Genomic DNA, 14,268 nt, shown 5'->3' with positions numbered 1-14,268 from the left:
CATCTTTTCCTTGTTTTCTTTGATATATGTGTTTTAACTTTTCTTAAATCTTACACAGTACCTTCCTGGGGTCCGGCATGTTTGTGTTCTGACAGCGGCATCACATGCATGTTGCCTCTCTGCTCATTCTCGGCCCAGAAGATATTGTCGGCTACCTTGGCTTCCGGATTGAATTCCACGCCTTCGAAGATGTGCTTTGCAAACTCCTTGTATCCGGCACGGTCAATCAGGTGGCCGCCATGGAGGTACTCGGGCTTGTAGTCAAGGACCCAGGCGGAGAATTTCTGCCAGTTGGAGAATACGCCAAGGACCACGTCCTCTGTTACCCAGTTCATGAAAAGTTTTCCAGCCCTTGGATTCTGCTTGCCGGTACGGCCGCCCAGGGTTACACGGTAGAGTTTCTTGGTTCCCCTGGTCCATGCGCCGGTGGGACAGATTAAGGAACATTCGCCGCAGCCAACGCAGCAGCAGGCATCCTTGTCAATCTTCCCGTTCTTGTTCAGGCTCAGCACGCCTGTGGCATGGTGCTTACATGCATCCACACAGGAACCGCAGCCAATACAGCGGTCAATGTCATAATCCTGCTTGTTCACACCCATGATCCCAAAATCATTGAAGTTAGCCTTTACACAGTCATTGGGGCATCCTGCAACCGCAACCTTGATGTGGTAGTGGGACGGGAAAATGATTTTCTCAATCTTCCTTGCCAGTTCATATGTATTGATGTTGCCCTTGATGCAGTGGGCGTTGCCGATGCAGGACATAACGTTACGGGCGCCGATGGTTGGATATCCGTAGTCATTGACATCCATGTCCACGTCACACATCTCCACGTCCACTTCTTTGATATAGCCCTTGATGAATTTATTTACTTCTTCAATATTCTCATACTTAATCCCCGGCACGTCCAGGGTCTGCCTGGTACCCATATGGAAGGTCCCGTTTCCGAAACGCTCGCAGAGTTCCTGCACCATGGTCAGGTGCTTTGCCTCTATCATGGCGCCGGGCACCCTCATCTGAAGCATGAACTCTCCAGCCACCTTGGACTGCCTGAAGCAGTTAATCCTTACCTTTTTGATATCTATATCATGATTCATTCTTTGCCACCCCTCTCTTAGTCAACCAGATATTTGGCCTGTGTATAATTGAATACAGGTCCGTCCAGACAGACATAAACCTCATCAATACGGCAGTGGCCGCATTTGCCCACTGCACAGGACATCTTGCGCTCAAAGGACATCCATATCTTTTCTTCAGGCACGCCCTGCCTGATGACTTCAAAACCGGTGAACTTCATCATTGGCGGAGGTCCCACCACCACCACTGCATAGTCATCCCCAAACTCATCAAATGGAATCCTTGATACGAACTCAGTCACGAATCCTGTCTCCCATCCGTCCTTATGGTCTTTGTCCAGGGCATAGATGGTGTCAAAGCGCTCTTTCCAACGCTCTAAATCACCTTTGAAAATAATTCCATCCTCGTTTTTAAAACCGCTGATCAGATGCACGCTTTTTGTAAAATCAGGTTCATCATAAAACTTATTCAGCATACTCTTTACAGGCGCCAGTCCGGTTCCTCCTGTAATCACCACCACATGCTTACCTTTAAACTGGTCAACCGGCCAGCCTTTGCCATAAGCCCCGCGGAGGAACAGGATATCCCCTGCCTGTTTCTCAAAAATCTCATCTGTCACCTTGCCCACGGAGCGGATGGTGAAATCCATGTACCCATCCCCGAATGAGCTGACCGAGATAGGGGCTTCCCCAACCTTTGGTATGGAAAGCTGAAGGAACTGTCCGTGTTCCGGCTTTATATCTGTCTCTACCCTGTATGTATACTCGTGAAGGCTTTCACGCTTAACTTCCAATATCTTACATGCCACAGGCTTTACAATATTCTTCATGGCTTATCCCCTCTCCTGTCCGATTTCCCCTGCTTTTATTTCTTCTATGGCCTCTGCCATCTTGTTCACCGTAGCCACGATGGATATGTACTCAGGACATCGGTCAATACAACGGCCGCATCCCACACACATATGGTAATCCTTAAACCGCGCCTTGTAGTCGTGGAATTTGTGGAGCACCTTGTAGCGCATCCTGTCCCCGGCCCGGTTCCTAAAGCTCATCCCGCCTGCCATGTCCGTAAAGTCCTTTACCTGGCAGGAGGCGGAGGTACGCTTTCTCTCGCCTACGTTGGCATTTTCATTGTATATGATGTCAGTGGTTGTAAAGCAGGTACAGGTGCTGCATGCAACGGTACATGCCCCGCAGGAGATACACCGTTTGTCGTACTGTCTCCACATGGGATGGTCTTTCAGCTTTGTAAGGACTTCCTTGTCAGGAATCTCAGGCACAGTGACCTTAAGTTCATTCTCCTCCACAAAAGCAGGATTGAAGTCCTCATCCTCCATGCCTTCAAAATAAGCGGCAAAGCTTTCATCCTTTACCTGGAAGGAAAGGCCGTCTTCACCGAAACGGACCGCCATGGAATAATCCTCTGCCTTGTTGGTGCCCATGCTGACACAGAAGCAGGTGTCCCAGCCTTCCTGGCATTCCATCATGACAATCTTAACCCGCTCGTTCATCCTCTTATAATACATATCCTCAAAACCGCCGTTCTGAAGGTATATCTTTTCCTGGTGATGCTGGGCATGGATGTCACAGGGGCGCATGAAAATCAGGAGCTTCTTGGAGCCGGCTTTGCTCTCAATGAATTCATCCTCGGTAAAATAAAACAGGGACTGGGTTATGGGGCTTAAGACTTCCTTTGCCGGAAAGTCTGATTTCTCCTTATACTCAATCTCCTTAACACTTGCCACCTGGGCATACTTAATCAGGTCTGTGTCTGAATATCTTCCTTTTCCCACAAACCGTTTGGGTGCCCAGATCTCATACTCGTCCTGAAGCTGCCCAAAAATCCTGTCGGCATCCTTAAATCCAACCTTATATCCCATGAAATGCCTCCTCCTTTACTGGTTATCCTTCTTTATTGTATAATCTATTTTTAAATCTATGTTATTATTATAACAAATCCAAAATGGTATGCCTAATTATATATTGTAATGGTTTAATAATAAAAATTTATTATTCATTCAAATAGGTGTCTAAAATCCACAAAAATACAGCGCTCCGCTTGCCGCGGAACGCCGTACCTTTTATCTGTATCTAATTTCCTTATTATAAATCAAATATCTCAAAATCGTCATTCCCATCATCCTGACCCTTAACAGGCCTTGCCGGCTGGGCTGGGCCGGATGGCCGGGACGGTCTGGGCGGAGCAGCTGATTTGGGCGGCTGCACTGCCTTTGGGGGCTGTACTGCCTTGGGCGGTTCCACTGGCCTTAATGGCTGGGATGGCCTGTCCGTTAATCTGGCTGCGCCCTCATAGCGGCCTGTTTCCCTGTGTCCGGCCGCATCCCCATAACGGTCTTCCTCCAGGCTGTCGTCCGTGTCATCGTAACCCTCATCATCCCCGTACTCTTCCTCATACCCCATCTGGTACTTGCTGGCGCGGCTGTCATCATAAGCAGGATCGTCCTCATAATCCCCTGCATCATCCTGGTCATCATAGGTATCGCCGTATCCGTCATCTTCACCATAACCGTCTTCTTCGCCATAGCTGTCTTCTTCGCCATAACCGTCTTCTTCATAGTCCCGGTATCCTTCACTGTCCTCAGACGGAATCTGTTTCTTTTTCTTTGCGGCTGCTTTGGCCCTGCTGCCTCTTGAACCAGGGGTGCCGTCGCCGCCCGGGCCTCCGTCCTTGCCCTTCTTATTCATCACAACCACAAGCAGGATGATTAAAAGTACAAGTGCAATGGCTACCGTCACTGCCAGAAGTATCTTGAACAGGTTGAAGTCATCGCGGATGCTGTCGTACTGGTCAGCCAGGTTATTGAATACGTCCGTGCTCACGGTGTCACTTGCAGCAGGATCCGCAAAATACCGCTGGATGGTCCGCTCGCTGTCCTTCATATCATAGCGGTAGAAATTCTTCTCACCGGCCTCATTCATTCCATAAACAACACAGTACTCAGGCTTCTCAGAAGCGCCCCATACCCAGCCCTGTACCTTGTGGCCGTCAATATTAATGGTGGTGGGTTTGAATCCGATGGGCACCTCAACCGACGCATCGGGCTGTAATATGGTGATGACCCGTTTGGATATCTCCATCTTGACCTCGGCGGCCGAGGCATCTCCAGACGCGGCGCTGGCGCCGCCCTCTGCCTTGGTTACCACAATGACATATTCCTTCGTGGTCTCTCCATCCTGGGCCGTAACCTTACAGGTGACACGGTTCTCACCCATCTGCAGTTCGTCATTGCCAACCACCACGTTCTGGGCATTGGCGTCCGTTGTCTCTGCACTGATGATTAATTTGTCCACATCCGTACCCACGGTCACCGCATAGGTATCCACATCCGGTGAAAAAGCCGGTGTCAGTTCGCCTGGCGAAACCTTAAGGCTCTTTAAGGTGGCATCCTTGGATGCTGTCTGAAGGGCGCCCACTGTTACCGTCGAACTTCCCTCATGCTCCACTGTCACCAGCTGGTCACCGGAATCATAAATCTCCTGGCTGGTCACCGTTATCTTACTGGTTCCGGCGGTCAGGGCATTAAACTGCAGGGTAAATGCAAGGGTCCCTGTGCCGGGGGTTCCCCCATCGCCGTGGACGCGGACCGCTCCCGCACCGCCGTCCGCATTGGTACCGCTGACAAATTCCAGCGCGCTGGAATCATAGGCCAGCATCACATCTGCATTGGCAAGATTGCTGCTGCTGGTTATCTTCATATTGACCTTGACCTGGCTTCCCACGGTAGCGGAAGGGTCAGAAAATGTTATTTTGGCATTGGCTGCAAATGCAGTCAGCATCTGGGCCGGCATCATGACTGCAATCATACATGCCATAACCAGGACTGCAATCCCTTGTCTCATTCGTCTTATCATCATTTATTCCTACTTTCAGATTATCATGTATTCTCTGTCAGGACTGCACCTGTACAATGGTCACATTACTTCCTCCCGGAGTACTGCCGCTGTCGGCCGGACCGGAACCGCCCGGTCCGCCGGAACCACCCGGCCCGCCGGAACTGCCTGGGCCTCCCGGACTGCCGGAACCGGAACTGCCCGGACTGCCGGTACCTGAACTGCCTCCCGGTGACACCGGGCTTCCCGTGCTGCCGGAGGTAGGTCCTCCGTCCTGCTTCACCACATGGATGGTATAGGTCCGGACATTACCGTTCTGCGCAGTTACCGTTATGATGATATCCGTACTGGTATTTTGCAGGGAAATGCTTCCCGCTCCAGTTACCCTGGCGCTGGAATCAGCTGCCGTGGCATTGACCATAAGGCTGCCCACGGAAGAATCCACAATCAGGTTATACTCATGGGTATCCCTGTTAAAGGACGGGGTCAGGCCAAATCCGTCCACCCCAAGTCCGGAAAGCTTGTTATTGGGGCTTCCGTCCCCGGTGGGGGCAACACATGCCTGCTCCGGCATATTGTTGAACACCGGAATGTGGAATTCAAGGGCCGTGTTCTTCATATCCGATGTATACGCCTGGGCCAGCCTGGCTGCCTCTGAAGCAGCCCCCTGGATATTGCTCATGTACTGGTGCTTATAGGGATTGCTTCCCTGTACATTAAATTTCTTAAGATAGAATGTATTCTGACCGGCTTTTACATAATTATCCCCGTAATTCTGGGCGCCGCCGCGGATGGATTTCTCCACTGTATTCCAGGGACGTCCATAGGAGCCGGACTGGGATGCATAGCGCAGGCCCATCTCAATGGCTGACATGGAACCGGACTGGTATGCTTCCACATTAAAAAAATTATAATAGCCTTCATACCCTGAATAATTGCCGGATATAAGGGGACTGGTGCCGTTATTGCCCTGCTCCTGCAAAATCATGGCTGCCAGAACGTAGGGGCTGACCCCGGACTGGGACGCCGCATTCATGATAATGTCAATATAGGGCGATGCCTCACCGGACGGTGACGTCCCGGACGGGGAGGCGCCTGCCACAGGACCGGAGCCGGACTGGTTGCCGGACGACGGGCTGTTGCCGGACGACGGGCCATTGCCGGATGAACCCGTGCCATCCACTGCCACCGGACCATTCGCCGAAGAGGAGTTATCCTGTCCAGGAGCCACCAGGCTTACATTGGCAGCCACAAACCGGCGTTCCTTTGGCGTAATGGATGCATGAGGCGCTTCCAGGCTGACACTGCCGCTGCCTCCGGAAGAGGGCTGGCTGCTGCCGGAAGAGGGCTGGCCGCTGCCCGCTGAACCGGAAACTCCCGGACCGTGCTGGCTGTCATCATACGTACCCGCCCTTCCGGGGCCGCTTGATGAACCGCCCGATGAACCGGAACCGCTTCCCGGACCGCCGGATGAGCCCGGCCCGCCCGTGCTTCCCGGACCGCCTGCGCCTCCCGGCCCACCGGAGAAATCACTCCCCCCGGTCCCGGTGGAGTTGGTGCTGCCGGAAAGGAACGTGCCGGCCACCATGCTGTTAAGGCCTTCCCTTGTCTGGGTGCCCTGGTTATATTCATGTGCAAGGAACTGGAACACATAGGTCTCATCCAGGAAATTCCTTGGGTCCATATAATACCGGATGATATCCGGTGAAGCCGCTACCCAGTTGCTTCCGTCCAGGCCGGTCCATGTGCTGTTATCCCAGTTATAGGCGCCGTCCGCAACTGATTTCCACGAGGAAACGCTGCCTGAGGATACCAGGTTACGGCTGAGCACGGACTCGTTCTCAATGACCGTATTCCAGTCCAGGCCGGTGTTCTTGGCTTTAAACACCCAGTTGGGATACTGCTGGTGAAGCTGCCTGAGCCCGTTTTTATAACTCTCCGGAAATCCCTGGGAATTCAGATATGCCTCGAAATTAGAATCTGGTGTATAAGAAACAGGGAGCCGCACGTAAACGGATGACACATATCCCGTGTTCACCGCCCCATTGGTTCCCGTGTATTGGATCTGATACCATGTATTGCCGTCTGTTCCCCGCTGTTCGCCGATAACAGTAATGGCTGCTCCTGCTGCCAGCCTTCCCACGGAGGAATATCCGGTGCCTGCCCCGCTGCGGACATTCAGTGATGTGGCTTTTACCGTGGCGGCCCCTGTATATGCATAGGAATCAATCATTGTAAAAGGCGTGGCCACGGATGCCGGGAGATTTGCTGCCATCATCATCCCCAGCATAAGGGCCAGGCCCCTTTTGAATTTCTTTCCCTTCATTATGTATAAATCTCCTGTATTTTCATTCATAACCAATAAAAGCATGAATTTCTATTTTATGACATTAATCCTATTATAATGACAAAAGGCTTCATATGTCAACAAAAACGCAGGAAACTTCACATAATACAAAGATTCGTAAGAAAAGATTAAATAATGTGGCAAGACTTTCCAAAGTCCATGAAAATTCCCAGTACATGCCGCACAACCCTGGAAAATGTCATCTCATCCACCCCTCTGCCTGCATAGACAGGATACTGCTTAATCACCGTCCCATTGAGGCTGTAATCAATGGTCCCGACCTTCTGCCCCTCCCTTACGGGCGCCTTAAGCAGGGCTGGTATCTTCTTTGTCACCTGCACCTGCTCACCCTCGCCCAGCAGCAGGGGCAGATGCATTTCCTCCTCCTTCAGGTGCAGCTTCAGGTCTATGGATTCCTGGCATGTTCCCTCCTCGTCCCAGCACAATCCGCCGGTGACCGGGATATCCGGCAGGACTTCCTCCCTGAACACATCTTTTAATTGGAAATGCTCCAGCCCGTATGTATACAGCTTTCTGGCATCCGTCCATTTATATGTCTTGTGCGGCGGCCAGCCGCATCCTAACAATGCAATGATATAGGTCCTTCCTTCATTTTCCATGGCGCCCACATAGGAATATCCCGCCCCACCGGTAAATCCTGTCTTGCCGGACAGCACTCCCTCCATCATATTAAGGAACGCATTGTGGTTGAAGCAGCTGTAGGAGCGTCTGCCGCTGCTATCTGTGAACGTATGGTTCTGGGTCCTGGTGATACTCAGGAACTCATCCTTTTTAGGGGATTCCATGACGCAGTAGCGCATGATGGCAGCCAGGTCAGCGGCTGTAGTGGAATGGATGTGTTCCACGCCGTCTTTGTCCTTTTTTACCCCGTCCAGTCCATTGGGCGTTATGAAATAGGTATCCCTGCATCCCAGTTCCTCTGCCTTTTGATTCATCAGGGCGGCAAATTCCTCCACACTCCCCCCGATATTTTCAGCAATCATCACAGCCGCATCATTATAGGACTCCAGCATCAGGGCATACAGCAGGTCCTCCAGCCTGTATTCCTCCCCGGAACGCACCCCCAGATGGACCTTGGGCTGGGACGCTGCATAGGAGGAAGCCGTCACCTTATCGTCCAGGTTGCCAAGTTCCAGCGCCAGGATGCAGGTCATGATTTTCGTGGTGCTGGCCATGGGGCGTATGATATCCTGCCCTTTACCATACAGGATGCGGCCGCTGCTCCCATCCATCAGGACAGCTGACTGGGCGTACAGCTTCAGGAAATCCGCGTTTTCCGTCCGTGCGGCCTGGCCCTGACCTGCCTGCTTCTGACCTGCCTGCTCCAGCCCGGCCGGCTCCTGACCGGCCTGCTTCTGGCCCGCCTGCCCCTGCCCGGCCGGCTCCTGCCCTGTCCCTCCTGTCTGCTCCTTTTGTATGGTATATTCCCCTGCCGCTGCCTCCAACTGCCCGCATACAAGGGATATCGATAACGCAATTGTAAATATCCATTGCTTCATGGTACGCCGCCTCTTTGCCTTTATTTTATCGTATTCACAGGCAGTGTGATTTATTCTGTGGTGTGATATAATAGCATCATGAATAGGAGGGACTGCCTGTGTTGAAAAATTTCTGCTGTATTGAATTCCGGGAAGGAAGCAAAGAAGAGATACTGCCTGATTTCATGCCTGATTTTCCTTATATCAGTTCCTATATGGAGTTTGACCGCCAGAAGGCCGGACGTTTTGTACCCTGGCACTGGCATAAGGAAGTGGAGCTGTTTTACGTTGAATCCGGTGTGGTTGAATATTATATCCCCAAAGGAAAGGCGGTTTTCCCTGCCGGCTCCGGAGGATTGGTGAATTCCAATGTGCTCCATATGACAAAATCCAAGGACAGGGCTGCCAATACGGTCCAGCTGAACCACATTTTTGACGTATCCCTTATTGGCGGTCATCATGGAAGCAGGATTGAGCAGAAATACATCCTTCCCCTTACCACCGCATCACAGATTGGAATCATCCGCCTGGATCCAAAACAGCAGGACCAGGACGCCATCCTCAAGGATATCAGGAAATCCTTCCAGATATCCTCCAATGGATATGCCTATGAGATAAAACTGCGCTCTGCCCTGTCTGATATATGGGCCAGGATATTTGCCCTGTCCGCCCCGCTGCTGCATGCAGGCAAAAACAATGATAAGACCGATGACACGCTGAAATTAATGCTCATATATGTCCATGAACATTTCTGGGAAAAAGTTACGGTCAAGAAAATCTCCTCTGCTGCTTTTATCAGTGAGCGCGAATGCTTCCGTACCTTCCGTGAATGCCTGCACACCACGCCGCTGGAATATCTGAGGAATTACAGGCTCCAGCAGGCATGCCGCATGCTGACCCAGGGACAGGAAACAATCACAGCAGTCAGCCATGCCTGCGGACTTGGCAGCAGCAGCTACTTTGGCAGTGTATTTAAGGACTGCTTTGGGTGCTCTCCCATGGAGTACAGGCGAAAATGGCAGGATTGTAATATTACAAGGCAGGTATGATATATAAAACACATGAATCCTGCACTATAATGATATTAGCAAAGATGACAGGCAGTAAAAAGGAGGTTCTGTTATGATTAAGCTGGGTATCATTAATGTGGAGGAATTCCTGCGTACGGTAAATGCCTGCGAAGGCGCTGTATACATGATCCAACCAGATGGCAGACGGACCGATATCGGCAGACAGTATGGTATTCAGAATGACCTGCGCAGGCAGCATTGTGACAATAAGGGTTATCTGAAGCTGATGCTGGATATTCCAGTCCCTTCGGATTATATGAGTATCATCAGTTATTATGCCGGGGATGTATAGGAACAGGACGTCACTGCGGCACAATCAGATCATGGCTTCATGCACCAAGCCCGGGAAACGGTTTCCCGGGCTTCTGTTTTTCCTTTTATTTTCCTTCTCTTCCATGTGGTGGGCAAGATGAGGAATTGGCCCGTCTGCCATGAAACGGATTGACAAGTTGCCTGGTTAACCTTAAACTATAATGTAACAAGGGAATATATGTTCTGTTTTTCCTGTTCCATGTTTTCGGACGCGGACAGGCATGGCATGTTTCTTTATGGATGTTTTATGGATGGGAACCGGAGAACAAAAAGGACGGTGGTATGGGTGGAAAATGCCTGGGATAAAAGAGAGGCGCAAAAAGGTATGGGCCACAGGGAAAGGGAGCGGCTTATTTTTCATATTGACGTTAATTCCGCGTTTTTAAGCTGGGAGTGCGTATACCGGTTAAGCCAGGATCCGGAAGCGCTGGATCTGCGCACCATTCCTTCCGCTGTTGGAGGGGACGCCAGTATGAGACATGGGATTGTGCTGGCCAAATCCCCCCTGGCCAAAAAGTACGGGGTTACCACCGGGGAACCCCTGGCCCAGGCCAGGCGCAAATGTCCTGGCCTGATGGTTGTCCCTTCGCGCTTTGACTTCTATATTAAGTGTTCCAGGCGCATGATGGGACTTCTGGAGGAATACACCCCGGACCATGAGAAATTCAGTATTGATGAGATATTCCTGGACATGACGGAAACCATCCACCTCTTCGGGGAGCCCCTGGCCACTGCCTGCCAGATACGGGAGCGGATTAAGGATGAACTTGGCTTTACCGTGAACATCGGTATCTCCAGCAATAAACTGCTGGCCAAGATGGCCTCTGACTTTGAAAAGCCCGACCGGTGCCATACCCTGTTCCCTCATGAAGTGCCTGCGAAAATGTGGCCCCTTCCCATCCGCGAGCTTTTCTTTGTGGGCAGTGCCGCCCAGAAAAAGATGGAGGCCCTTGGCCTTCATACCATCGGACAGCTGGCTGCCTGCGACCTGGAACTGCTAAAAGCCCATCTGGGCAAACGTTACGCGGTCCTGATCCACCAGTACGCCAATGGCGTGGACGTGGACCCGGTTGAGGAACGGGACCCGATCAATAAGGCCTATGGCAACAGCGTTACCCTGTCCAGGGATATTTCTGATTATGACAATGCATGCCAGGTCCTGCTGTCCCTCTGTGAAACCGTGGGCGCCAGGCTTAGGGCGGACCATGTGCTGTGCAGCAATGTATGTGTGGAGCTGCGCGACTGGGAATTCAGGAACCATTCCCACCAGATGACCCTTGACGGGCCCACGGATTCCACTTCCGTGCTCTACGAATGTTCCTGCCGGCTGCTTAAGGATTTCTGGGATATGACCCCTCTTCGGCTTATGGGCGTCAGGGCGGGCAAGATAAACGACGGCTCATTTTCCCAAATCAGCCTTTTTGACGACCCCGGACTGGTTAAGAAAAAGGAGTTCGAAAAAACAGTAGATAAGATACGGAACAAATACGGCATTGACAGCATCAAGCGCGCCAGCTTCCTCCAAAAAGATTCCATTGTGGACCATGCCGCCAGCAAAAGGAAACACCTGAACCGCCGGGAGGACATGGACTGATAACTGCCGGTAAAACAACCATAAATCCCGTTTACAGGAGATTCCATGATTAAGAAATGCATTGAATACACAATCACAGAGCCATATACCAACCGTACCGTAGAGGAGTTTTTAAAGAGCCGCGGTTATTCCCACCGTCTGGTGGTGTATCTGCGCAATACAGAGGGCAGCCTTACCATTCAGGGACAGCCGGTTTATACCATACACAGGCTGCAATCCGGGGAGGTCTTAAAAGTAGTGCTTACGGAAGAGACCCCGTCCCAGTCCATTGTCCCGGTTAACCTTCCCCTCTCCATTGTATATGAGGATGAGGATATACTGGTGGTCAACAAGGCGGCCGGGGTCCCCATCCACCCGTCCCAGGGTCATTATGACAATACCCTGGCCAATGCCGTGGCCTGGTATTACAGCCAGAAAGGGGAACCCTTCACCTACCGGGCCATCAACCGCCTGGACCGGGATACCACCGGCCTGCTCATCCTTGCCAGGCACATGCTCAGTGCCTGCGTCCTTTCCAATGATATGTTAAACCGCAGGATTAAGCGTGAATACAGGGCCATTGTATGCGGCAGGACAATGGACACGGGAACCATCAATGCCCCCATTGCCCGGGTGGAAGGCTCCACCATTGAGCGGCAGGTGGATTTTGGGAAAGGCGAATCCGCCTGTACCCACTACAGACGGATTGCTTATAATGAACGCCTTGATCTGTCCTTAATCAGCCTCTGGCTGGAAACAGGGCGGACCCACCAGATACGGGTCCATATGAAATCCATAGGCCATCCCCTGCCTGAGGATTTCCTCTATCATCCGGATTACCGCCATATCAGCCGCCAGCCCCTGCACTCCTACCGGCTGGGGTTCACCCATCCCGTGACAGGGCAGTCCATGGAATTCACGGCCGGGCTTCCCAAGGATATGGAGCGGCTTCTGTAGTACCGGATCACATCCATCTCAGCCCCTTGGGGTAATGGTTCTTAATCATTCCCCCTGCCATCTTACACCAGCCAAGGCTGAAACCGTCTGTCAGGACCAGGCCCCAGCCCTTGCCGATTCCTTCTGACAGAAGCCCTCCGGCTGACAGCGTCTCCCCTTTCAGGTAACGGATTACCTCCATGCTGCCGGATGGCAGTTCAATCCATTGCTTCACATCCCCCTTTTTAAGGGCCAGGGCCAGCCCGTGGGAAGGCTCAAACCGTTTCTTTTTCAGGGTACCCATATGAAGCCCGGGGCGCAGGATCTTTAACCCCTCCATGTCCGGCATGTCCGGCGGCAGCAGGTAAAGCTGCCCGCCGAATAATACATACTCTTCCCGATTAAGGTATTGTTCCGGTCCTGTCAGGCTGTCGGTTAAAAATTCCCTGTATTCTTTCAGGAGTTCTTCTTTTTTCCTCCCCTTCAGGTACTCCGCTGGTTTCATGCAGGGATAGCCTTCATATCCATCCGGCCCGTCTTTTTTAAGGACTGCCATGAAGTGTCCTTCCCCTTCCAGGTTCTGGGGCATGATGCGGAATGCCCGTTCCAGATGATACCGGTTCCCTATGTTCCTGTCCGCCAACTCCGTACAGCCATATACGGCCCATCCTGCATTTCCCCGTGTAAATCCTTCATACCCATCCACTTCCTCCAGGCAGAACCCGCTGTGCCGCCCCAGAAAAGCCGCGATGGAGCCTTCATTTTCCTCCGGGGCAAAGGTACAGGTGGAGTAGACCATACGGCCGCCCGGACGGAGCATGGCCGCGGCATTGTCAAGAATCTGTGCCTGGCGCCCGGCGCACATCCTTACATGGGCCTCGCTCCACTGCTCCCTGGCAGCCTCGTCCTTGCGGAACATGCCTTCGCCGGAACAAGGTGCGTCCACCACAATCTTGTCAAAGAACGCCTGGAAATGGGACGCCAGGCGTTCAGGGTCCTCATTGGATACAACACAGTTCTTGACACCCATGCGCTCCATGTTCTGGGACAGGACTTTTGCCCTGGCCGGATGGATTTCGTTGGACAGAAGGAATCCCCTGCCCTTCAGCCGTGATGCAATATGGCTGGATTTGCCTCCTGGGGCAGCGCACAGATCCAGGACCCGGTCTCCCGGCCTGGGGTCCAGAAGCTCTGTCACCGCCATGGCGCTGGGCTCCTGTATATAGTACAGACCAGCCTCATGATAAGGATGTTTACCAGGTCTGCCAGACCCATAATAAAAGCCTTCCTTTACCCAGGGAATCTTCTCAAGGCAGAGTCCTGCCTGCCCTTCCACCAGCCTGGCCAGTGCATGGGCACCTTCCTCCTCCCAGTCTTCCCTTATTCCGTCTGCCGTCTTAAGGCTGTTCAGGCGCAGCCCCTGGACGCGTTCCTTGTCATAGCTGGCTTCAAATGCCTCGTATCCCTCTCCCAGTAATTCCTTCATCCGCTCTTTAAACCGAACCGGTAAATCTACCATCTTATATCCATCCTTTTTCTTCGTACATATACGTTGGGCAATTAGTCGCCGCCACCCGTAAAACGGGTGGCTCGGTGAACGGGT

General features: G+C 52.2%; 11 protein-coding genes. 4 read left to right on the top strand and 7 right to left on the bottom strand.

Going from position 1 to position 14,268, the window contains the following annotated elements:
• Nucleotides 1-50: 50 nt before the first annotated feature.
• The 6 genes from asrC to DWX59_RS08370 form a co-directional block, all read right to left on the bottom strand.
• The gene (gene asrC, locus DWX59_RS08395; protein ID WP_117558048.1) at nt 51-1,097 is read right to left on the bottom strand and encodes a sulfite reductase subunit C; all 1,047 of its coding nucleotides are present in this window, start codon (nt 1,095-1,097) and stop codon (nt 51-53) included.
• 17 nt (nt 1,098-1,114) lie between these two features.
• A complete protein-coding gene (gene asrB / locus DWX59_RS08390) occupies nt 1,115-1,906 on the bottom strand; it encodes an anaerobic sulfite reductase subunit AsrB (RefSeq protein WP_117558046.1) in 792 nt (263 codons plus the stop codon).
• A 3-nt stretch (nt 1,907-1,909) separates the two neighbouring features.
• The gene (gene asrA / locus DWX59_RS08385) at nt 1,910-2,956 is read right to left on the bottom strand and encodes an anaerobic sulfite reductase subunit AsrA (protein WP_117558044.1); all 1,047 of its coding nucleotides are present in this window, start codon (nt 2,954-2,956) and stop codon (nt 1,910-1,912) included.
• 223 nt (nt 2,957-3,179) lie between these two features.
• Nucleotides 3,180-4,949 (bottom strand): cadherin-like beta sandwich domain-containing protein, encoded by a 1,770-nt coding sequence (locus DWX59_RS08380; RefSeq protein WP_117558042.1) that lies wholly within the window; start codon nt 4,947-4,949, stop codon nt 3,180-3,182.
• Between the two features lie 37 nt (nt 4,950-4,986).
• The gene (locus DWX59_RS08375; protein ID WP_117558040.1) at nt 4,987-7,254 is read right to left on the bottom strand and encodes an SH3 domain-containing protein; all 2,268 of its coding nucleotides are present in this window, start codon (nt 7,252-7,254) and stop codon (nt 4,987-4,989) included.
• 149 nt (nt 7,255-7,403) lie between these two features.
• Nucleotides 7,404-8,795 carry a D-alanyl-D-alanine carboxypeptidase family protein gene (locus DWX59_RS08370; protein WP_117558038.1) on the bottom strand — a complete coding sequence of 464 codons (1,392 nt, stop codon included), beginning with the start codon at nt 8,793-8,795 and terminating at the stop codon, nt 7,404-7,406.
• A 98-nt stretch (nt 8,796-8,893) separates the two neighbouring features.
• On the opposite strand from DWX59_RS08370, the gene DWX59_RS08365 reads away from it, so the two are divergent.
• From DWX59_RS08365 to DWX59_RS08350, 4 genes are all read left to right on the top strand, one after another.
• The gene (locus tag DWX59_RS08365; RefSeq protein ID WP_353626758.1) at nt 8,894-9,823 is read left to right on the top strand and encodes an AraC family transcriptional regulator; all 930 of its coding nucleotides are present in this window, start codon (nt 8,894-8,896) and stop codon (nt 9,821-9,823) included.
• Between the two features lie 73 nt (nt 9,824-9,896).
• On the top strand, nt 9,897-10,136 hold the full coding sequence (locus tag DWX59_RS08360; RefSeq protein ID WP_117558036.1) for a ribonuclease HII: 240 nt from the start codon (nt 9,897-9,899) through the stop codon (nt 10,134-10,136).
• Between the two features lie 345 nt (nt 10,137-10,481).
• Nucleotides 10,482-11,750 carry a DNA polymerase Y family protein gene (locus tag DWX59_RS08355; protein WP_117558608.1) on the top strand — a complete coding sequence of 423 codons (1,269 nt, stop codon included), beginning with the start codon at nt 10,482-10,484 and terminating at the stop codon, nt 11,748-11,750.
• Nucleotides 11,751-11,795: 45 nt separating this feature from the next.
• Nucleotides 11,796-12,686, top strand: a complete 891-nt coding sequence (locus DWX59_RS08350) for an RluA family pseudouridine synthase (protein WP_117558034.1) — start codon at nt 11,796-11,798, stop codon at nt 12,684-12,686.
• 7 nt (nt 12,687-12,693) lie between these two features.
• On the opposite strand, the gene DWX59_RS08345 is transcribed toward DWX59_RS08350, so the two are convergent.
• Nucleotides 12,694-14,184, bottom strand: coding sequence for an RsmB/NOP family class I SAM-dependent RNA methyltransferase (locus DWX59_RS08345; protein ID WP_117558032.1), 1,491 nt, complete (start codon nt 14,182-14,184; stop codon nt 12,694-12,696).
• Between the last annotated feature and the right edge of the window lie 84 nt (nt 14,185-14,268).

Source organism: Enterocloster aldenensis (assembly GCF_003434055.1).
Classification (GTDB): Bacteria; Bacillota; Clostridia; order Lachnospirales; family Lachnospiraceae; genus Enterocloster; species Enterocloster aldenensis.
This window is presented reverse-complemented; position numbering and strand designations above follow the sequence as displayed.